The 18,859-nt window shown below is 55.8% G+C and carries 16 protein-coding genes; 9 read left to right on the forward strand and 7 right to left on the reverse strand.

Going from position 1 to position 18,859, the window contains the following annotated elements; all coding sequences use genetic code 11:
• Positions 1–22 precede the first annotated feature (22 nt).
• The gene (locus tag ATG98_RS15630) at positions 23–1,045 is read right to left on the reverse strand and encodes a TRAP transporter substrate-binding protein (protein ID WP_098418043.1); all 1,023 of its coding nucleotides are present in this window, start codon (positions 1,043–1,045) and stop codon (positions 23–25) included.
• A gap of 325 nt (positions 1,046–1,370) precedes the next feature.
• Between ATG98_RS15630 and ATG98_RS15635 the strand changes: the two genes are divergently transcribed.
• Genes ATG98_RS15635 through ATG98_RS15645 form a run of 3 tightly spaced genes read left to right on the forward strand, consistent with a single transcriptional unit; the run spans position 1,371 to position 3,824 of the window.
• Entirely contained in the window at positions 1,371–2,123 is a 753-nt protein-coding gene (locus tag ATG98_RS15635) for a 5-oxoprolinase subunit PxpA (protein WP_098418044.1), read from the forward strand.
• Positions 2,107–2,877, forward strand: coding sequence for a 5-oxoprolinase subunit PxpB (gene pxpB, locus ATG98_RS15640; protein ID WP_098418045.1), 771 nt, complete (start codon positions 2,107–2,109; stop codon positions 2,875–2,877). The genes ATG98_RS15635 and pxpB overlap by 17 nt, the downstream gene beginning before the upstream one ends.
• Complete coding sequence (locus ATG98_RS15645; RefSeq protein ID WP_098418046.1) at positions 2,874–3,824, forward strand: biotin-dependent carboxyltransferase family protein; 951 nt, start codon at positions 2,874–2,876, stop codon at positions 3,822–3,824. Before pxpB ends, ATG98_RS15645 begins: the two co-directional genes overlap by 4 nt.
• Before the next feature lie 46 nt (positions 3,825–3,870).
• Here ATG98_RS15645 and ATG98_RS15650 read toward each other — a convergent pair whose 3' ends face one another.
• Positions 3,871–4,407 carry a DUF2058 domain-containing protein gene (locus tag ATG98_RS15650; protein WP_098418047.1) on the reverse strand — a complete coding sequence of 179 codons (537 nt, stop codon included), beginning with the start codon at positions 4,405–4,407 and terminating at the stop codon, positions 3,871–3,873.
• Between the two features lie 111 nt (positions 4,408–4,518).
• Between ATG98_RS15650 and dbpA the strand changes: the two genes are divergently transcribed.
• The 4 genes from dbpA to ATG98_RS15670 all read left to right on the forward strand — a co-directional run bounded on the left by dbpA (position 4,519) and on the right by ATG98_RS15670 (position 9,530).
• Positions 4,519–5,892, forward strand: coding sequence for an ATP-dependent RNA helicase DbpA (gene dbpA, locus ATG98_RS15655; protein ID WP_098423787.1), 1,374 nt, complete (start codon positions 4,519–4,521; stop codon positions 5,890–5,892).
• 226 nt (positions 5,893–6,118) lie between these two features.
• Positions 6,119–6,370 carry an OadG family protein gene (locus tag ATG98_RS15660; protein WP_098418049.1) on the forward strand — a complete coding sequence of 84 codons (252 nt, stop codon included), beginning with the start codon at positions 6,119–6,121 and terminating at the stop codon, positions 6,368–6,370.
• Positions 6,371–6,412: 42 nt separating this feature from the next.
• Positions 6,413–8,194 carry a sodium-extruding oxaloacetate decarboxylase subunit alpha gene (gene oadA / locus ATG98_RS15665; protein ID WP_098418050.1) on the forward strand — a complete coding sequence of 594 codons (1,782 nt, stop codon included), beginning with the start codon at positions 6,413–6,415 and terminating at the stop codon, positions 8,192–8,194.
• 13 nt (positions 8,195–8,207) lie between these two features.
• Positions 8,208–9,530, forward strand: a complete 1,323-nt coding sequence (locus tag ATG98_RS15670; protein ID WP_098418051.1) for a sodium ion-translocating decarboxylase subunit beta — start codon at positions 8,208–8,210, stop codon at positions 9,528–9,530.
• A gap of 100 nt (positions 9,531–9,630) precedes the next feature.
• Here the strand turns inward: ATG98_RS15670 and ATG98_RS15675 are convergent, their stop codons facing one another.
• Positions 9,631–10,494, reverse strand: a complete 864-nt coding sequence (locus ATG98_RS15675) for a pirin family protein (protein ID WP_098418052.1) — start codon at positions 10,492–10,494, stop codon at positions 9,631–9,633.
• Positions 10,491–11,459, reverse strand: a complete 969-nt coding sequence (locus tag ATG98_RS15680; RefSeq protein ID WP_098418053.1) for a glutathione S-transferase family protein — start codon at positions 11,457–11,459, stop codon at positions 10,491–10,493. Before ATG98_RS15680 ends, ATG98_RS15675 begins: the two co-directional genes overlap by 4 nt.
• 200 nt (positions 11,460–11,659) lie before the next feature.
• Here ATG98_RS15680 and ATG98_RS15685 point away from each other — a divergent pair, with 200 nt between their 5' ends.
• A complete protein-coding gene (locus ATG98_RS15685) occupies positions 11,660–12,574 on the forward strand; it encodes a LysR family transcriptional regulator (RefSeq protein ID WP_098423788.1) in 915 nt (304 codons plus the stop codon).
• Between the two features lie 93 nt (positions 12,575–12,667).
• Here the strand turns inward: ATG98_RS15685 and ATG98_RS15690 are convergent, their stop codons facing one another.
• The 3 genes from ATG98_RS15690 to imuA are packed head-to-tail and all read right to left on the reverse strand — an operon-like array spanning position 12,668 to position 17,964.
• The gene (locus ATG98_RS15690; RefSeq protein ID WP_098423789.1) at positions 12,668–15,850 is read right to left on the reverse strand and encodes an error-prone DNA polymerase; all 3,183 of its coding nucleotides are present in this window, start codon (positions 15,848–15,850) and stop codon (positions 12,668–12,670) included.
• Positions 15,850–17,268: a Y-family DNA polymerase gene (locus ATG98_RS15695; protein ID WP_098418056.1), complete on the reverse strand. Its 1,419-nt coding sequence runs from the start codon at positions 17,266–17,268 to the stop codon at positions 15,850–15,852. The genes ATG98_RS15690 and ATG98_RS15695 overlap by 1 nt, the downstream gene beginning before the upstream one ends.
• Before the next feature lie 6 nt (positions 17,269–17,274).
• Positions 17,275–17,964, reverse strand: coding sequence for a translesion DNA synthesis-associated protein ImuA (imuA, locus tag ATG98_RS15700; RefSeq protein ID WP_098423790.1), 690 nt, complete (start codon positions 17,962–17,964; stop codon positions 17,275–17,277).
• 142 nt (positions 17,965–18,106) lie between these two features.
• On the opposite strand from imuA, the gene ATG98_RS15705 reads away from it, so the two are divergent.
• Positions 18,107–18,838: a DUF429 domain-containing protein gene (locus tag ATG98_RS15705; RefSeq protein WP_098423791.1), complete on the forward strand. Its 732-nt coding sequence runs from the start codon at positions 18,107–18,109 to the stop codon at positions 18,836–18,838.
• Positions 18,839–18,859: the final 21 nt, after the last annotated feature.

Genomic DNA, 18,859 nt, shown 5'->3' on the forward strand with positions numbered 1-18,859 from the left:
GTGCTCCACTATGGGCTTGGCATCAACGCTGGTGGTAAGCGTCCAGAAGAGCTTGGCCATCGCTGCCGGCGCGCTCGAGCCATTCTTCGGTCATGGTTTCGCCAATTTTCTGTAGGCGTTTTACCAGTTGCGCAGAGGGCTCCGACACGACAATGCCGTTATCTCGCATGATTTTGATTTTGGCGTCGGTTTCTTCTTTGCTGGCGTCCCATCCGCGCTTCTCAGCCACTGCTGCTGCGTCTTCCAGCGCTTTTTGGGTCGCTTCAGGCAAACTGCGGAAGGCCTTGGCGTTCACTACAACCATGTTCTTCGGCAGCCACAGTTGGGCGTGGTTAAAGTGGCTGAGATAATCCCAGGCGCGGGTGTTGGCCCCGGTCGACGGCGACGTAATCATGGCGTCAACACGGCCGGTGCCAAAGGCGGTGGGAATGTCCGGCACTTCTACCTGGGTGGGGATGGCTCCCAACAAATCGGCCAGCTGCTCGCTGGATTTGTTGTAGGCGCGCATTTTCACGCCTTTGAGTTCTTCACCGCTTTCAACTGCGAACTGGGTATAAATACCTTGGGGTGGCCAGGGCACTGCGAACAGCAGCTTCAAACGCTGACTTTCCAGGCGCTCTGCCAGGACGTCTTTAGAGGCCAGCCATAACTTCCAGGCCTGATCGTAATCACTGGCCAGATACGGCACCGAGTCGACTTCAAACAGCGGATCTTCGTTGGCCAGGCGCGACATGATCAACTCGCCAATGGGCACCAGCCCGCGGCGCACGGAGTTCTTGATTTCCGGGTGTTTGATAAGCGAGCCACTGCTGTGCACTGTAATGTTCAGATCGCCGTTAGTGGCGTCGCGCACATCGTCAGCAAACTGACGGATGTTCGCGGTGTGGAAGTTGGAATCGCCATAGGGCGTGGGCATGTCCCATTCGGTGGCCTGCGCTCCGCTTACCATAAAGCCGAGCATGGCGGCTGTCAGGGTGGCACTAACACGCTTTAGGCTGAAGCCTTTTTTAACGGGTAAGTGAACGGTTTGTATGGGGTTTTTCATAGGTTTTGCCTCCCGGAGCTGACGCCGGAGCCGTCAGCAGATGTTGTTGTTTTCAGTGAGTCGTAAAGTGCGGCGAAAAAGCCGCCTTGATGCGCCTCGTGAGCTAAAATTAGCTATGGGTTGATGATGTGTCAAACTATTTATCAAAATAATATACGTAAATTCACTTTGTAATGCAGGTAATTTATCTATAAATTGTTTGTGTTGAGGGTGGGTTTGGGATGATTTTGCGCCCGCGCTTGTCGCCATTTATTACAACCAATACTTGCTACAGCAACAATTCGCACAGCCAGAATTCATTACAGTCATAAGCCCGGAGGCTCACATGCTATTGAATTGCGATATCGGTGAAAGCTACGGCGCCTGGACCATGGGTCTGGATGATCAGGTCATGCCGTTTATTGACCAGGCCAACATCGCTTGCGGGTTTCACGCCGGCGACCCGCGAGTGATGTTCAATACGGTGCGCCTGGCGTTGGAACACGGGGTCACCCTGGGGGCCCATCCGGCGTATCCGGATCTTCAAGGGTTTGGTCGCCGGTCTATGGTCTGCTCAGCAGACGAAATTCACGCCATGGTGTTGTATCAGGTGGGTGCGCTGGCGCAGATAGCCGCTTCTCAGGGTGGCCGGGTGAGCTATGTAAAGCCCCACGGCGCGCTATATAACGACATGATGCGCGACGAGGTGATACTGCGAGCAATCCTCGAGGCGCTGGCGAAATCGCCGCAAACCTTGGCGTTGATGGCCATGACCACAGCGGACAACCAGCGACTGAAACAGTTATGCGCGGAATACGGCGTAGCTTTGCTGCTGGAAGCCTTCGCCGATCGCGCCTATGACAGCGCCGGGTATTTGGTTTCGCGCAGTCAGACGGGTTCCGTGCACCACGATTCCAGCATAATTGTGCAGCAGGCACTGGCTTTTGCCCGTGGTCAGAGCATTCAGTCGACAGAAGGCAAAGCCTTGCATCTGGAAGCGGACACGCTGTGCGTGCACGGTGACAACCCGGAGTCTGTGGCAGCTGTGCGGGCCATTCGTGACGCGTTCAGGGAGCTGGGTGATGCATTGGCGCTATGACATCAGCGGAATAGATACCGTTACCCTGCATTTTGGTCAGCGTATCGACGCAGCTCTGGTTACCCCGATTCACCGTGCGGCAATCGCTTTAAAAGCAAGCCTGGGCGCGCGGCTGCTGGATGCGGTGCCGTCTTACACCACTCTGCTTTTGCGTTATGATGTGTTGCAGGACGATCTGGCCAGTTTGATGGGGCAGGTGAGTGAAGTGCTGAACCAGCTGCCCGATGTTGCCGAAGACGTTGATGCTGAATCAGAGATTATTGAAGTTCCAGTGTTTTATCACCCCAGCGTCGGGCCGGATCTGAAACGCTTGGCGCAGCGTGCAGGTTTCAGCGTGGAAGAGGTTATTCGCCGCCACAGCGAGCGCCTTTACCAGGTATTCGCCATTGGCTTTGCCCCGGGTTTTGCCTACCTGGGCGAGGTGGCCGAAGAGTTAAGTGTGCCTCGGCTTGCCAACCCGCGGGCAAAAGTGCCGGCGGGTACGCTGGGTATTGCCGACACCCAAACCGCGCTTTATCCTATAGTGTCGCCTGGCGGTTGGAATCTGATTGGCCGTACTCCTTTGGCCCTGTTTGATCAGTCCCGCGCACAGCCCAGCCTGCTGGAAGCCGGCCAAACAGTGCGCTTCCGCCCGATAGCACAAGACGAATACCTTAAGCTTGGCGGTCGCCTTGACGATTTGCCCTGGGGCATGGAGCCGGGTTTGGAAATACAGCAAGGCGCGCCTGCTGAAAAGCAGGGGGGAAAGTTGTGACTCACTCCAAGCTCGGTTTGTTGATTGAAAAACCCGGTTTCCTGAGCCTGATTCAAGACGCCGGGCGCCGCGGAGTGATGCACTTGGGGCTGGCCACGGGCGGCCCCATGGATCGCCACGCTTGGGCGTGGGCAAACTATCTGTTGGGCAACCGCTTTGGGGCGGCAGCCGTAGAGATCACCTTTGGCCAAGTGGAGTTTGTCAGCCAGCTGAACACCCGTATTGCCATTACCGGAGCAAAGGTGACGGTCACGGTGAACGGAGCATCGCAGCCGTTGTGGGCCACGCTGTCGCTGAAAGCCGGGGACAGGGTGGCATTGAGTGCGCCCTGTGCCGGGCTTCGCAGTTATCTGGCCGTTGCCGGTGGTTTTAGCGTTGCCGCAGGTTTGGGCAACAGCTGCGCTACGTTGCACCGGGAGAAAACCGGAGGCCTGCATCGCGATGGACAACCGTTAAAAGCCGGCGATCTGCTGCCTTGTGAATCCCAGACCCAAACCCCGCCGTTACAGCGCCAGGTGCCTGCCGGCTGGATACCCGATTACCGCGAGGCGCTCATTCTGGATGTGATTATGGGGGCGCAGGTAGAGCGTTTTCCCGCCAGTTCTCTGGAGTGCTTCTTCACTCAGCCTTACACTTTGAGCCCGCAAAGCGATCGCATGGGCGCAAGGTTAAACGGCCCGGCGCTAGAGGTGTTTGGCGAACGTCTGATTTCCGAAGGCATCAGCCTGGGTGCAGTTCAGGTGCCGGCCAATGGTTTGCCCATCATTTTGCTAAACGACCGGCAAACCATTGGTGGCTACCCCAAACTGGGGGCCGTAACGCCCGGCAGCTTGGATGCGCTGGCTCAGCGCCAGCCGGGCAGCCAGCTGCAGTTCCGTCCGGTGGCCTTGTATGAGGCCCAGAGGCGTGAAAAGGGCTTCTTGAGTTTTTTTAACACGCTCCTTTGATGCATTGTTAAATAGAAAAATTCAGTGGGTCTTTTAAGGTGAGGTGTTACCACATAAGATCGTCCGGGATCTCATAGCCGGCGTAAGGATCGTCGTCGCCTAGGTCGTCTTTCGTACGCTCGTGCAAGACCACAACGGCCTGGGCGTCCCGTTCCTGGATTTTGCGTGCTACGCCTTCGGCGACAATCTCGTAATCGCCACCGACGCAGATGATTGCCAGACGGCCGCGGGCCAGCTGGTCAGCCATCATGTCGTCCACATACATTTTCTTGATTTTTTTGTCATGAACAAACTGGTAAGACGTTTCGCCATGGCTGCGATTCAGCCGGTTTGTCCCCACTAACTGGCGAATCTGGGCCTGTATGGCTTTTTTCTGGGCTTCGGCCTGGCGTTTCTGGTTCAATTGACGGTCGTGCTCGGTTTTTTCTTCTCGCGCCTGCTGTACTCGCTGCTCGGCTTCATTTACCTGCACCGTGCCCTTGGGCTGCTGTTTGCGCTGTTTGTGCTTTTCATTACGAATAGCTGTGGCCTTTTTTTTGTCGGCCAGGCCGGCTTTCAGTAACTGGTCCTGCAGGGACGCCATGGGGTAACTCCGTTAATTGATAGGAAACTCTGTTATTATTCCACCAGCCGCAGTATACGCCCTCGCGTTTACCTTCTTAACCAGCAACTGCTGATTCCGGGATTTTCTTGTATGCCTTCCTTTAAAGACCTTGAACTGTCTGCCGCCATGCAGGCCAATCTTGAGCGCCTGGGTTTTACCGAACCCACCGATATTCAGGCGCGGGCCTTACCCCATTGTCTGGCGGGCCAGGACGTTATCGCCCTGGCGCACACCGGCAGCGGCAAAACCGCAGCCTTTGGTATTGGTCTGATTGAGCATGTGAAACCCAAGCAGTTCTCGGTACAAAGCCTGGTGCTGTGCCCCACTCGGGAATTGGCTGATCAGGTCGCCAAGGCTTTGCGGGAACTGGCCCGTGCCCGCGACAATATAAAAATACTCACCCTGTGCGGTGGTGTGTCGATTGGCCCTCAGATCGGCTCGCTGGCCCATGGCGCTCATATAGTTGTGGGTACACCAGGGCGAATAGCCGATCATCTGCAAAAAGGCACGCTGAAACTGGATCGGGTGTGCACCGTGGTGCTGGACGAAGCCGATCGCATGTTGGATATGGGGTTTCAGGAAACCGTGGAAAACATTCTTTCACACGCGCCTGCACAGCGCCAGACTCTGCTGTTTTCAGCCACTTGGCCTGAATCGATTCGCAAACTCAGCGCCGGTTTTCAGCGTGAGCCGGTGGATGTGCGGGCGCAAACCGAGAAGATGAACAGTGATATTGCCGAGGTGTTCTACGAAATTTCTGGCAATCAGCGTACCCGCGCCATCGTGGCTCTGCTGTCGCAGCATCAACCTACATCCTGCCTGGTGTTCTGTGCTATGAAACATCAGTGTGACGAGCTGGCGGCCGAGCTGTCCCAGCAGGGCTTTTCGGCGCTGGCATTGCACGGTGATCTGGAGCAGCGCGACCGCGACAGCGTGCTGGTACGTTTTGCCAATCAAAGTTGCCAGGTATTGGTGGCCACCGACGTGGCGGCCCGTGGGCTGGATATTAAGTCATTGCCATTGGTTGTGAACGCCGAACCGGCAGGTGATCCAGAAATACACACACACCGCATCGGTCGCACCGGTCGCGCCGGTGAGCAGGGGCTGGCCGTTACGCTTTGCAACCCGTCTCAGGGCCACAAAATCAATCGCCTTGAAAGCGAACGCGGTGCATCGGTCACTTGGGGCGATAGTGAGCCATTACTGGCCACCGTGCCAAAACCGATGAAGCCGCTGATGAAAACCCTGTGCATAGCCTCAGGCCGCAAAGAAAAATTGCGCCCAGGTGATGTGATGGGCGCTCTGACCGGCGACGGCGGCTTGCCTGGTAGCGCCGTTGGTAAAATAAATGTGTTTGAATTTCAGTGTTTTGTAGCGGTGGAAAGCCGCCACGCTGGACGTGCGTTGGAACAGTTGGAGCGCGGCAAGGTAAAAGGTCGCAAGCTGCGGGCACGATTAGTCTAGATTGGCTTAAGTGTGGGATGTTCGGCGGGAGAATGGGTGGAAAAATACCCAAAAATACTTGGAAAGTCCGTATAGCCATTTGTATTCTGGTTGCTGATCACTCATTAAACCGGTAAATTACGCAGGATTTTGCATCCCGGTTTCATTGAATAAAGCGCCGAATCTATGGCTTGTCGGTACGGATTCCCGGGAAAAAGTCACTAACCAAGACAGGTAGCTATTCGTTATGAATGAGCTGATGACCCAAGCTATTGATTTGATGATTGCGGGTATGGGATTTGTATTTGCGTTTCTGATCGTGCTGGTATTCGCAACGCTGATCATGTCTAAGCTGCTGAACCGGTTTACCGCGCCCGAGCCCGCAACTCCGGCCAGAACGTCTCGCGCCAAGCCCAAGGCGAAACCGTCGGTTGATCCCGACGTCGCAGAGGCGATCAAACAGGCGGTTGCTCAATTCCGGTCGCGTCACAAAAAGTGACCCGGTAAGCGATTTAAAACCTTTAAATAGAAGGCTGACACGATGACAGACATTAAAAAACCGCTGGGGATTACGGACGTTGTACTGCGTGACGCCCACCAGTCATTGCTGGCCACCCGCATGCGGCTTGACGATATGCTGCCAATCGCCGAGAAACTCGATAAAGTCGGTTTCTGGTCGCTGGAATCCTGGGGTGGAGCCACTTTTGATTCCTGTATCCGTTACCTGGGCGAAGACCCGTGGGAGCGTATTCGTGAATTGAAGAAAGTCATGCCCAACACGCCCCAACAGATGTTGTTGCGTGGCCAGAACCTTCTGGGCTACCGCCACTATGCGGATGACGTGGTAGAGCGGTTTGTTGATCGTGCCGCTGAAAACGGCGTGGACGTATTCCGCATTTTTGATGCGATGAATGACCCCCGCAACTTGGCTACGGCCATCAAGGCCGTGCGTAAAACCGGCAAACACGCCCAGGGCACCATTTCCTACACCACCAGCCATATTCACACCATTGATATGTGGGTTGAACTGGCTAAAGAAATTGAAGACATGGGCGCTCAATCCATTGCCATTAAAGACATGGCCGGCCTGCTCAAACCCTATGTGGCGTTTGAACTGGTCACCCGCCTGAAAAAAGAGCTGAGCGTACCGATTCATATGCAGTGCCATGCCACCACCGGCATGTCGACTGCGACCGCACTTAAGGCCGCTGAAGCCGGTATTGATAACGTAGACACCGCAATTTCCTCTATGAGCATGACTTACGGGCATTCGCCGACCGAAGCGGTGGTGGCGATACTGGAAGGTACGGATCGTGATACGGGTTTGGATCTGGTGCTACTGGAAGAAATTGCCGGTTATTTCCGCGAAGTGCGGAAGAAGTACGCCAAATTTGAGGGCAGTCTAAGAGGTGTAGACTCCCGCATCCTGATTGCTCAGGTGCCTGGCGGCATGCTGACCAACATGGAAGCCCAGCTTAAAGAGCAGAACGCCGCGGACAAGTTTGATCAGGTGCTGGCCGAAATTCCGAAAGTACGCGAAGACCTGGGTTATATCGCTCTGGTAACGCCTACCTCGCAGATTGTGGGCACCCAGGCGGTACTGAACATACTGACCGGCGAGCGCTACAAGTCTATTTCCAAGGAAACCGCCGCAATTCTCAAAGGTGAATACGGTTCCGCGCCTGCGCCGTTCAATAAAGAGCTGCAGGAAAAAGTGCTTGATGGCAAACAAGCCATTACCTGTCGCCCGGCGGATTTGCTAGAGCCGGAAATAGACAAACTGACGGACGAGCTGAAAAAGCTGGCGCAAGAGAAGAGCATCAAACTGGCTGACAATGTCATCGACGATGTACTGACCTACGCCCTGTTCCCGCAGATTGGCTTGAAATTCCTTGAAAACCGCAACAATCCGGATGCGTTCGAGCCGATTCCGTCGGCGGATGACGTAGCGCCGGCGAAAAAGGCCTCTGGCCCCGAAACCTATACCGTTGAAGTGAACGGTAAAAAATACGTGGTAGCGGTGTCTGAAGGAGGTGAACTCAGCCAGATTCAGGCAGAAGGCGGAGCTGCTTCGGCACCTGCGGCCGCCGCACCGGAACCGGTTGCCGGCGGTGATCCGGTTAATGCGCCTTTGGGCGGTAACATCTTCAAGGTTCTGGTTTCTCCCGGCGATGCCGTGGAAGAAAACGATGTGCTGATCATTCTGGAAGCCATGAAAATGGAAACCGAGATCCGCGCACCGAAAGCCGGTACCGTCGGTGAAGTCTTCATCAAGGTCGGTGATGCCGTCGCTGTTGATGATGAAATGCTGACAATCGCATAAGGGCCAGCATTCCATGGATAAATTAATGACGTTATGGACAGGCAGTGGCCTGTTCAACATTGAAATCGGGCAAGCGATCATGATCGTGGTTTGCCTGGGTCTTCTGTACCTTGCGATCCGTAAGGGCTTCGAGCCACTGCTGCTGGTGCCGATTGGTTTTGGCGGTATTCTGGCGAACATTCCGGAGGCAGGGCTGGCCCTGTCGGCGGCGGAAAATGCCATACATGTTGCTAAACCGGAAGTGCTAGCCGCGTTGGCTGGCGCTCTGGATGTGGCCTACCAGGCAGGTCAGGCGATAACGCCGGACGTACTGGGTGCGTTCAAATCGGCTTACCACACCGGTAGCTCGGCAGAAGTAGCTATGGCCAATAACCTGGCCTCTGACTTCGGTTATGGCAACGGCATGTTGCACAACTTCTACCTGGTGATTATCGGCAGTACCGTTGGGCCTCTGTTGATTTTCATGGGCGTGGGTGCAATGACCGATTTTGGTCCGTTGCTGGCCAACCCGAAAACTCTATTGCTGGGTGCGGCAGCGCAGTTCGGTATTTTCGGTACGGTTCTGGGTGCGGCACTGCTGGACTGGATGGGCATTCTGGACTTCACCATTCTGGAAGCGGCGGCGATTGGTATTATCGGCGGTGCCGATGGCCCAACGTCTATATACGTGTCTAGCGTACTGGCTCCGCACCTGTTGGGTGCGATTGCGGTTTCGGCCTACGCTTACATGGCACTGGTTCCGCTGATTCAGCCACCCATTATGAAGGCGCTGACCACGAAAAAAGAACGTGCGATCAAGATGTCCCAGCTGCGCCCGGTGGGTAAGCGCGAGAAAATCGTGTTCCCGCTGGTTGTGTTGATTGCGGTGGTTCTGTTCTTGCCAGATGCAGCTCCGCTGCTGGGTATGTTTTGCTTTGGTAACCTGATGCGGGAATGTGGTGTTGTGGAGCGTTTGAGCGACACGGCACAGAACGCGTTGATCAACATTGTGACCATTTTTCTGGGGCTATCCGTTGGTTCCAAGCTAATGGCTGAAAAATTTCTGGATGGCCAGACTCTGGGTATTCTGGCACTGGGAATTGTTGCCTTCGGTGTGGGCACAGCAGCCGGCGTGTTGATGGCGAAGTTGATGAACAAGTTCACTAAGGATCCCATCAATCCATTGATTGGTTCTGCTGGCGTATCGGCGGTGCCGATGGCAGCGCGGGTATCCAACAAGGTGGGCCTGGAAGCCAACCCGCAAAACTTCCTGCTGATGCACGCCATGGGCCCGAACGTGGCCGGTGTTATCGGTTCGGCGGTAGCAGCTGGCGTCATGATCAAGTTGCTTAGCTGATTGTTCTGTTGCTGTTCTGGAAACCCCGCCCGGCCTTAGCCTGGCGGGATTTTTCGTTTCTGGCGGTTAACTTGGAAGTTTGAGTCGGTATTGACTCGAGTTACCGACTTTTACAACCGGACGTTAACCGGTTTAGAAATTGCGGGTTGCTAAAGTCCTTCAATGCCCGTTCAATTTCTTCGGGCGTGTTCATCACAAAAGGTCCGTATTGCACCACGGGCTCTTCAATAGGGCAGCCGCTGAGTACTAACATGCCTGCGCCTGAGGCGCAGGCATGCAGTTGCAATGTGTTGCCTTTGGCGTAGATGCCCAGTTGCCGCGCGTCGATCAAATCTGTCGCACCTTGATAGACATACACCAGCGCAGGGTTATCGGCATTGAAAGACAATTCAACGGTTTCATTGCCAGCCAGGTGCACATCGACAAAAATAGGTTGGGTTGAACTCTCTGGCAGCGGGCCTGGGCCTTGCTGCAATTGTCGATTGATTGTTACGGAACCTGCGATAACGCGAGCGATCCCGCCGTTAGATAGCGGCTGCTCGGAAACATCCGCGCTAGCAATTTCCTGATAAGCTGCGGGCTTCATTTTTTCAGTGCCGGGCAAATTCAGCCAGATTTGAAAGCCGTGCAACAGACCGTGCTCTTGCTCAGGCATTTCCGAGTGAAGCACGCCTGCGCCCGCTGTCATCCATTGCACATCACCGGCGCTGATAATGCCCTCATTGCCCATGTGGTCGCGGTGGCGCATGCGCCCGGCCTTCATGTAAGTAATGGTTTCAAAACCGCGGTGCGGGTGTTCAGGAAATCCGCCAATATAGTCGGCAGCATCGTCAGAGTTGATTTCATCAATCATCAAAAAAGGATTCAGTGCCTGATGCAGGCGCTGACCCGCAAGTCGATGAATTTTGACCCCGTCACCGTCCTGGGCAGGGCGGGCTGTTATTACTTGAAGTAATTCTCTCATGAGTTTTCCCCAATCCCTTCTCGGCCATGGGCGGCGGTAAAATCCTGTGCTGGACCCACGGGGATAATTCCCGTGGGGTTAATCATCAAATGGCTCGCATAATAATGGGTTTTGATATGCTCAAAGCTGACGGTGTCAGACACCCCAGGTATCTGATATAGCTCGCGCACATAACCACTGATGGCTGGATAATCGGCCAGTAACTGACGGTTGGTTTTAAAGTGACCAAAATACACGGCATCGAAACGAATCAAGGTGGTAAACAAACGCCAATCGGCTTCCGTCAACTGGCCGCCCCCCAGATAACGCTGCCGGTCTAACAAACCCTCGACCCAGTCCAACGAATCGAACAGGCTATGGTAAGCCTTTTCATAGGCCTCTTGGGTGGTGGCGAAACCGGCTCGATAGACGCCATTGTTGATGGTGTCGTAGACACGGTCATTCAGGGCATTGATCCGCTCGTGTAACGTATCAGGGTAGTAATCTATGGTGTTGCCCGTTAAAGCATTAAACGCCGTATTGAGCATACGGATAATCTCTGAGGACTCATTGCTGACGATGGTCTGTGTTTGCTTGTCCCACAAGACCGGCACGGTAACGCGGCCCTCATAGCTGGAATCCGCCTTTAAATACAGTTGATACAGAAAGTCCAGACCGTAAAGTGGGTCGTTCATTTCCCAGCCATTTTCAAGCATCACCGGGTCGACCACGGTGACATCAATATAATCCTGCAACTGCTTTATTTGGCGAAAAATCAGTGCGCGGTGTGCCCAGGGGCAAGCCAGTGACACATACAAATGGTAGCGGCCTTTCTCTGCCTTGAAGCCGGGCTCCCCGTTTGGGCCGGCGTTGCCATCGGGTGTCAGCCAACTTCTGAAGCGACTGTCCTGACGGCGAAACTCACCACCGCTATTGCCGGTGTCGTACCACTGGTCAACCCATTTACCCTTTTGTAATAAGCCCATTGTGCGACTCCTGTAGATTCTTTGGCCGAAAATGTCGACGTCAGAATGTCATCTGACATGCTGTGCCCCTTTGCCACGGCCTCTAGATCAGCCGAATGTTTTTTAAGTAACTGACTCATTATAAGGGTTAAAAAATTCGCAATAAGAGTTAATATCTGTTTAGAATGTTCTAAATATCAGAACAGTTATTTGGAGGCGTAATGGCAAAAAACCCAATTACAATAGAGGTTCTGGAAACACTGGATGCCATAGACCGGCGTGGAAGTTTCGCGAAAGCGGCTGAAGAGCTGAACAAAGCGACGTCGGCCGTTTCCTATGCGGTGCAAAAGCTGGAAGAGCAGCTGGGTATTGCGCTATTCCAGCGGCAGGGGCGCCGTTCGGTGTTAACGTCAGCCGGAAAATTGATATTGGTCGAGGGTAGGGAGATACTTCAAACCACCGCACGACTGGCGAATAAGGCAAAGGAAGTGGCCACGGGCTGGGAGCCGCGCATTAGCATCGCCATAGAGTCAACGCAGTCTTACCCAGCCTTTTTTGGCGTGCTGGATGAATTTCTCAAGGCGCATTCCACGATTGAAATCGATGTCTGTGAGTCAGTACTGAATGGCGGGTGGGAGGCTTTAGAGCAAGGTCGGGTCGATTTAATTGTCGGGTCGCCCGGGCCGGTCCCGCTGCAAAAAGGCTACCGGGCAATACCATTGGCCTGTGCCGATCTGGTGCCGGTTGTTGCTTCCCGCCATGAACTGGCGAGTATAGCGACCAACCCTGACGCTTTGCAGAGGCGCCTGCCGGAAGTTCGGAGAGTAATCACGCATGATACGTCTGTCAGTGATATTACCCGAAGCGCAGGTTTAAGCAGCGACGGGAAACATTTCTACGTGCAAAACATAGATCAAAAAGTTGAGGCGATCCGTGCAGGAATAGGCGTAGGCCACTTACCGCGACTACGTATTCAAAATCAACTCAACAATGGCGAACTTGTAGAGCTGACGTTAAACAAGGTCTCTGTTTTCGAGTATTATCTAGCGTGGAAAATCAGTGATAAAGGCAAGGGGTTGCAACTGTTAACTCAAGAATTGACGGCCGTATTTGGTGAAGCGTTAATATCAAACTAACGAACTGGGTTTTAGAAAATGCGCCAGGAGCTCGGAAGATTCCGCCTTTAATCACATGCCTATTCCGGAGCGTATCCCGCGCAGTTTGAGTTTTTAGTGAAAATTCCGCGAACTGACTGGAAGAGCCTTTATCAGGTGACTAAGGTCAGACAATTTGCCGGCCATTATGTGCACTATATCTCCCTCCCGTTCCAGGACGCCTTTTACGTGCAGCAGCCGTGCGGTGAGTAGGGGCTTGCGCTGTTGACGGGCGGTGGCCAGCCAGACCACCACGTTGATGTTGCCGGTTTCGTCTTCCAGAGTAACGAAAGTTACACCCGAGGCGGTGCCGGGGCGTTGGCGGCCGGTTACCAGGCCGGCTACCTGTACCGGGCGGCCAGGTTCTATGGTGTTGAGTTCGCTGGCGCTCAGGCAGAAACGCAGGTGGCCCTGTTCCCGCAGCAGTGCCAGGGGGTGGCGCTGTAGGGTCAGGCCCTGGCTGCTGTAGTCTGCCGCTATATTCTGGCCCTCGTTGGGTGTTGGTAGTTGCTCGCAGGCTGATTCGGGTGCGCTATTGTCTTCGCCGATAAATAACTCAGCCGGTTGTTCGTAGCCCAGCAACTGCCAGTAGGCCTGGTGGCGGTTGCTGGTAAAACCGGGCATGGCGTTGGCACCGGCCAGCAGCTCCATATCGCGCTGGTTCAGACCGGTCAGCTGCCGTAGCTGGCTGGAAGACGTGTAGCCGGTTTCTGGTCTTTTGGCGGAAACGGACGTGCCAGCTTGCTGTGATAGACCGCGGATTTGGCTCAGGCCCAGGCGCAGTGATAGATGATTATCGGTTTGGGTTTGCAGGGCTTGAGATTGTGGGGCTTGAGATTGGAGAGTGTGGTCCCACTGGCTGTGGTTCACATCCAGCGGTTGTATGTCCACGCCGTGGCGGCGAGCGTCTTGCACCAGTTGAGACGCCGAATAAAAACCCATGGGCTGGCTGTTGAGCAAAGCGCAATAAAACGCGGCCGGGTAGTGGCGCTTTATCCAGGCCGATACATACACCAGTAAGGCAAAACTGGCGGCGTGGGATTCGGGGAAACCGTAGCCGCCAAAACCGCATATTTGCTGGTACAGGCGCTCGGCGAAATCATCAGTATGACCGCGCTCTTTCATGCCGCCCAGCAATTTATCGCGAAATGGAGTCAGGTCGCCGTGGGATTTCCACGCCGCCATGGCTCGGCGCAGCTGGTCGGCCTCGCCGCCGCTGAAGCCGGCGGCGACCATGGCCAGTTTGATCACCTGCTCCTGGAATATGGGCACACCCAGAGTACGTTCCAGCACTCGCTGTATGGCCTGGCTGGGGTAAGTTACAGACTCCAACCCATGCCTGCGCTTCAGATAAGGATGCACCATATCGCCTTGAATAGGCCCCGGGCGCACAATGGCTACCTGTACCACCAGATCGTAATAAGTGGCGGGCTTTAGCCGCGGCAGCATGTTGATCTGGGCCCGGGATTCCACCTGGAATACGCCCACGCTGTCGCCTGTTTGCAGCATGGCGTAAGTGTCCGGGTCTTCCTGGGGAATGTCCTGCATGTGAAACGGCCGCCCTAACTGGGCGCTGATCATCTCCAGAGCTTTGCGAATGGCGGTGAGTATGCCCAGCGCCAGTACGTCTACCTTCATTAACCCCAGGCTTTCCAGATCGTTTTTGTCCCACTGAATCACCGTGCGGTCGGCCATGGCGGCGCTTTCTATGGGCACCAATTCCGCCAGAGGGCCGGCGCTGATGACAAAACCGCCCACATGCTGGGACAGGTGGCGTGGAAAGCCCAGCAGGGTATTTACCAAGGTAAAAAACTGGTCAGCGACGTTTGGGTTGCGAGTCAGGTTCTTATCCAGTATCTGCTGGCGCCAGGGTGTGGCTTTGTCGCGCCAGTCGATGCCGTCAAGCAGTTGTTCTACCAGCAATGGGTCAAACCCCATGGCTTTGCCCACGTCGCGAATGGTGCTGCGCGGGCGATAACGGATAACGGTGGCGGCTATGGCTGCGCGGTCGCGGCTGTAGCGCTGATAAATGTATTGAATCACTTCTTCGCGCCGCTGGTGCTCAAAATCGACGTCTATATCCGGTGGCTCGTTGCGGTCTTTGGAAATAAAACGCTCAAACAGCAGGTCGACTTTTGCCGGGTTCACTTCGGTAATGCCCAGGCAATAGCACACCGCAGAGTTAGCTGCTGAACCACGGCCCTGGCACAGAATGCCGCGGCCGCGGGCAAATGCGACTATGTCCTCAATGGTCAGGAAATAGTGCTCGTATTGCATCTCCGAAATCAGCCCCAGCTCTTTGTGAATCAGCGCCTGCACCTGTAGCGGTGTGCCGTCCGGGTAGCGCCGGCGTTCGCCTTCGCGGGTGAGTTGCAGTAAATAACCGGCGGCGCTGGTGCCGGCTGGTACCAGGTCGGGCGGGTATTCATAGCGCAGGCTGCCGGGTTCAAATGTGCATTGCCGGGCGATCACCTGAGTTTGCTGCAGCCACGCGGCGGGAAACAGACGCTGTAATACCGCAACGGGGCGCAGGTAACGTTCACCGTTTTGAAACAGACAATGGCCGGCGCTTTCCAGATTGGTGTGGTTGCGCAGGGCAGTGAGTACATCCTGCAGGGGCTGGCGTTTGCGGCAATGCATGTGCACGTCGCCACTGGCGGTGATAGGGCAGCGTAATTCCCCGGCCAGCCAGCGTATGCGGGCCAGCTGTAGTTCTTCAGCGGATTCCAGAGTGCGTGAGGCTGCTAGCCACAGCCGCCGGTCAAACAATCGCAGCAGCCATTCACCCGCCGTTAGCGCTTGCTGGCTGTCGGCGCTGGCCAATGTTGGCGGTAACCACAAACACAGGCAGTCGTCCAGCGCGTGTACTTCCAGGTCACGGTAATACAGCTGGTACTGGCCTTTTTCCGCACGTCGCCGGGCGCTGGTGATCAGCTGGCACAGTTGGCCATAGCCTTTGCGGGTACGCGCCAGCAGTATGAAGCGGGGCGTGCAGGCCCCAGGCGGTGCGTCGCTCAATTCAAACCAGCTGCCGGTAATGAGTTTTACCGGGCTGTTTTTAAGCGCCGCCCAGGCGCGGGGAATACCAGCCACCGAGCAGGCATCGGTAATGGCCAGGGCGCTATAACCCAGCCCTGCGGCTTGTTCTGCCAGCTCATGGGGATGCGAGGCGCCGGTCAGAAAACTGAAGTTGCTGAAGCAGTGCAGCTCGGCGTAGCTTTCATGGCTTTCACCACTTATATAACTTTCAGACTGCATCAGCCAAACCACCCGTGTATGTGCCAGCCCTGACTGGCATCCCGAAATACCCAAGCCAACTGGCCGCTGGGTAATTGAGCGATGTAATAATCCCGCTGTACCCTTTGGCCATCCCACCATCCGCCACTGATGCGTTCCGGGCCGGAAAACCAGGCCTGCGGCTTAGTGTGTAACGGCTGAGGTTTATGCATCAGCCACAGCGGGCGGCAAGGTAACGGATTCTCCGCAGCGCTGGCTTTGCGCTGTTTGCGTTGTACATCGGCACTGGCCCAGGCCTGCTCAGGGCGGTGATCAGCGTGTGGCGCCAGCTGTTGCAACGCGCCGTCGCCCAGCCGGGCCTGCAGGCGGCTGATCAGCGTGTGCCAGGCTTCGTTCATATCTTGGGTTTCGCCCAACAAATCCTGTCCGCTGGCGGCTTCACGCCCAATAAAGCGTTTTACCAGCAATACCAGTGACACCACCGGAGCTTGCAAAGGCTGTTGTTCAAAGCGTAGGCGAATCAAATTCAGAAAAGCCTCCGCCCGATGCTCCGGGCCGGACGTGCGTATGTGCAGGCGGGTGGGTTCTGTGTAGCGATAGCACAACAACAAATTCAGACTGTCGGTTTCCTGCTGGCGCCAGCACAGATCTTCTTCCAGCTCGCTCAATATGCGCTGCAACGGAAACAGCAGTCCCTGGGAATGTTCGATGTCTTCGACAAAATCCGCTTGCTGGCGAAACCGGTGCGGGGGCTGCCAGGGCGTTTGTGGGTCTGGACGTGACCCTTGTATTTTTTGACTGTGAGCCAGAATTTTCGGGCCCAGCCGTCGCGCCAGTTCGGCTGCGGGCAGGGCGAACAGGTCGCCCAGTGTATTCAGGCCTAACCGCTGCAGGCGGGTGCAGGCCTGGGCGTCAAACTCTGCTGCCGGCAGTAGCAGCTGATCCAGCAGACGCTGCATGTGGCCCTGGTCGGCGCTGCATTCACCTTTGCCGGTGCGGGCAATCAGCCTTGCTGCCAGCGGGGTGTGACCAATGCCCAGCCAGGCCGTCAGGCGGCGTTCGTTCAAGCCTTGCTCTATGGTTTCCCACACCGCCGGCAAACCACCGTACAGCTTTTGCAGACTGCCGATTTCAGCCAGCAGGCCATCCGGCGGCACCAGGGTAATGTGGGCGGCGCAGCGGTACAGCCAGCGGGCCTGGTCTTGCAGTACCCGGGCTTCCTGCTGCGGATCGGTACGGACCATCGCCAGATCTGCCACCAGGCTAAGCGCGGTTTTCAGCCGCATGCCGGGCTGCACGCCTTGGCTGCTGGCCTGAGCGCAGGCCTGAAGTACCTTCTGGCCAGAGGCGTCCACAATCACCAGCGCTGCGTCCTGCTTTCGGGAGCGGCGGATATGGTCCAGCAATAACTGAGGAAAATGCAGATGTAACCACAGCATAAAGGGTTACCGGGCCGGCCTGGGCCAGGGACCCTTAACCACGCGGCTGGTTTCGGCCACGGCCCGGCCAGCCCGCTGCGGTAACGGCAGCTCGCAGTGCTGGCCCGGCCAGCTGCCACGGCGTTTGAGTATTTGCACCTGCAGGCATTGATTGGCGTCTGGCTGCAACTCAAGGCGCAGAGCCGCTGGCGAATTTTGCGCGGCATGGCAGCGTTCGCGAAACAATACGCACACGTTGCTGCCGGCTTCAGCGGCCAGCTGCAAGCGCCGCACATCCCGCAACGCCAGCTTGCCGGGCCAGGCCATAACCAGCCCGGTGACCGGTGAGCGCAGGCAGTTTTCCAGAGTCCATAAAAAATCGCCGCTGTCCTGGGTGTGAATCACCACTACTTGGTCAAGATCAACCCCTTCACGCACCAGTGCCGGGGCATAGGGAATGTGCGGCGGGTTCAGCCAGAATACGGTTTTTCCGCTATGGGTCAGGCGCTGCATCAGTGGCAGAAGCAAATGCAGCTCGCCAATGCCGGGCGTGTCCAGCAGGCATTCACTGAGTGCTCCCCGCGGCCAGCCCAGCCCGCCCAGCTGGTTATCCAGCGCTTGGTAACCGGTAGATTCTGCCAGTTGACTGGTGTGAGCAGGCTGATGGCCCTGCCAGATACGTGCGCTTTGCTTCAGGGCGGATAGAAGTTCATTCATGGCTAAATCTCGAGGTACTGTTTAAATATACAGTATTCCGAACAGAGCCGGATTTCAACCGCCAGGATTAAGAATTCGAATGACCGGGTCACCGTTTACAGTGGTAGTCTTAGCGTAAAATGAAAACTGGAAAGGAAATTTTATGGCAATGATTGCAGGTGTCGACCTCGCCTGGCAGGGCAATCGCAACCCTACGGCTATTGCGGTAGGGAACGTTGCCGATGGCGCTATAGCGGTAACCAGCGTGTTTGAAAACCTTCACGGTTTTGACGCCGTTGCCAGCGCCCTAGATTCTGTTGAGGGTCTTCACGGCGTGGCGGTAGACGGCCCACTCATTATTCGTAACCCGAGCGGGCAGCGGCCCTGTGAGCGCGGTATTGCGGTGGCTTATGGTGCGCGGAAGGCGTCTTGCCACGCTTGCAATCTGACGCTATTTCCTGCGTCGAACGGCGTGTTGCTGGGTGATCATTTGCACGCAGCCGGCTTTGGCCATCTGGCTGTGCCCGGGCAAAAGTGGCAGCTGGAGTGTTACCCCCACCCAGCGCTGATCGAAATATTCCAACTGCCGGAGCGTCTGCTTTATAAAAAGGGCCAGGTAGCGGGTAAGCGCCAGGGCCAGGCCCGGCTTGCCAGTTTGCTACTGAGTCTTGCGCAGTCCCAAAGAATGGCGTTAACCATAAGCTCATCATTTTCACCCTATCTGGATACGCAACGTATTCACTTTTTGCGTGGCGCAGCTCTGAAGCATAACGAAGACGTTCTGGATGCGATTGTTTGCCTGTATATTGCGGCTTTGTACCAGGCTGGGAGCAGTGAACGGGTATTCGGCTGCACGGAACACGGCTACATCTACGTGCCCCAGGGCGCATGCTGAATCATGCTGAATAAAGAGGCT

The sequence above is a fragment of the Marinobacter sp. LV10R520-4 genome (genome assembly GCF_002563815.1).
Taxonomy (GTDB): Bacteria; Pseudomonadota; Gammaproteobacteria; order Pseudomonadales; family Oleiphilaceae; genus Marinobacter.

Coding starts and splice junctions, on each gene's coding strand:
- ATG98_RS15670 (WP_098418051.1), top strand. CDS start 8,208: ATGGATAAATTAATGACGTTATGGACAGGCAGTGGCCTGTTCAACATT.
- pxpB (WP_098418045.1), top strand. CDS start 2,107: ATGCATTGGCGCTATGACATCAGCGGAATAGATACCGTTACCCTGCAT.
- ATG98_RS15675 (WP_098418052.1), bottom strand. CDS start 10,494: ATGAGAGAATTACTTCAAGTAATAACAGCCCGCCCTGCCCAGGACGGT.
- ATG98_RS15685 (WP_098423788.1), top strand. CDS start 11,660: ATGGCAAAAAACCCAATTACAATAGAGGTTCTGGAAACACTGGATGCC.
- ATG98_RS15660 (WP_098418049.1), top strand. CDS start 6,119: ATGAATGAGCTGATGACCCAAGCTATTGATTTGATGATTGCGGGTATG.
- ATG98_RS15650 (WP_098418047.1), bottom strand. CDS start 4,407: ATGGCGTCCCTGCAGGACCAGTTACTGAAAGCCGGCCTGGCCGACAAA.
- ATG98_RS15680 (WP_098418053.1), bottom strand. CDS start 11,459: ATGGGCTTATTACAAAAGGGTAAATGGGTTGACCAGTGGTACGACACC.
- imuA (WP_098423790.1), bottom strand. CDS start 17,964: ATGAATGAACTTCTATCCGCCCTGAAGCAAAGCGCACGTATCTGGCAG.
- ATG98_RS15635 (WP_098418044.1), top strand. CDS start 1,371: ATGCTATTGAATTGCGATATCGGTGAAAGCTACGGCGCCTGGACCATG.
- dbpA (WP_098423787.1), top strand. CDS start 4,519: ATGCCTTCCTTTAAAGACCTTGAACTGTCTGCCGCCATGCAGGCCAAT.
- ATG98_RS15690 (WP_098423789.1), bottom strand. CDS start 15,850: ATGCAGTCTGAAAGTTATATAAGTGGTGAAAGCCATGAAAGCTACGCC.
- ATG98_RS15705 (WP_098423791.1), top strand. CDS start 18,107: ATGGCAATGATTGCAGGTGTCGACCTCGCCTGGCAGGGCAATCGCAAC.
- ATG98_RS15630 (WP_098418043.1), bottom strand. CDS start 1,045: ATGAAAAACCCCATACAAACCGTTCACTTACCCGTTAAAAAAGGCTTC.
- oadA (WP_098418050.1), top strand. CDS start 6,413: ATGACAGACATTAAAAAACCGCTGGGGATTACGGACGTTGTACTGCGT.
- ATG98_RS15695 (WP_098418056.1), bottom strand. CDS start 17,268: ATGCTGTGGTTACATCTGCATTTTCCTCAGTTATTGCTGGACCATATC.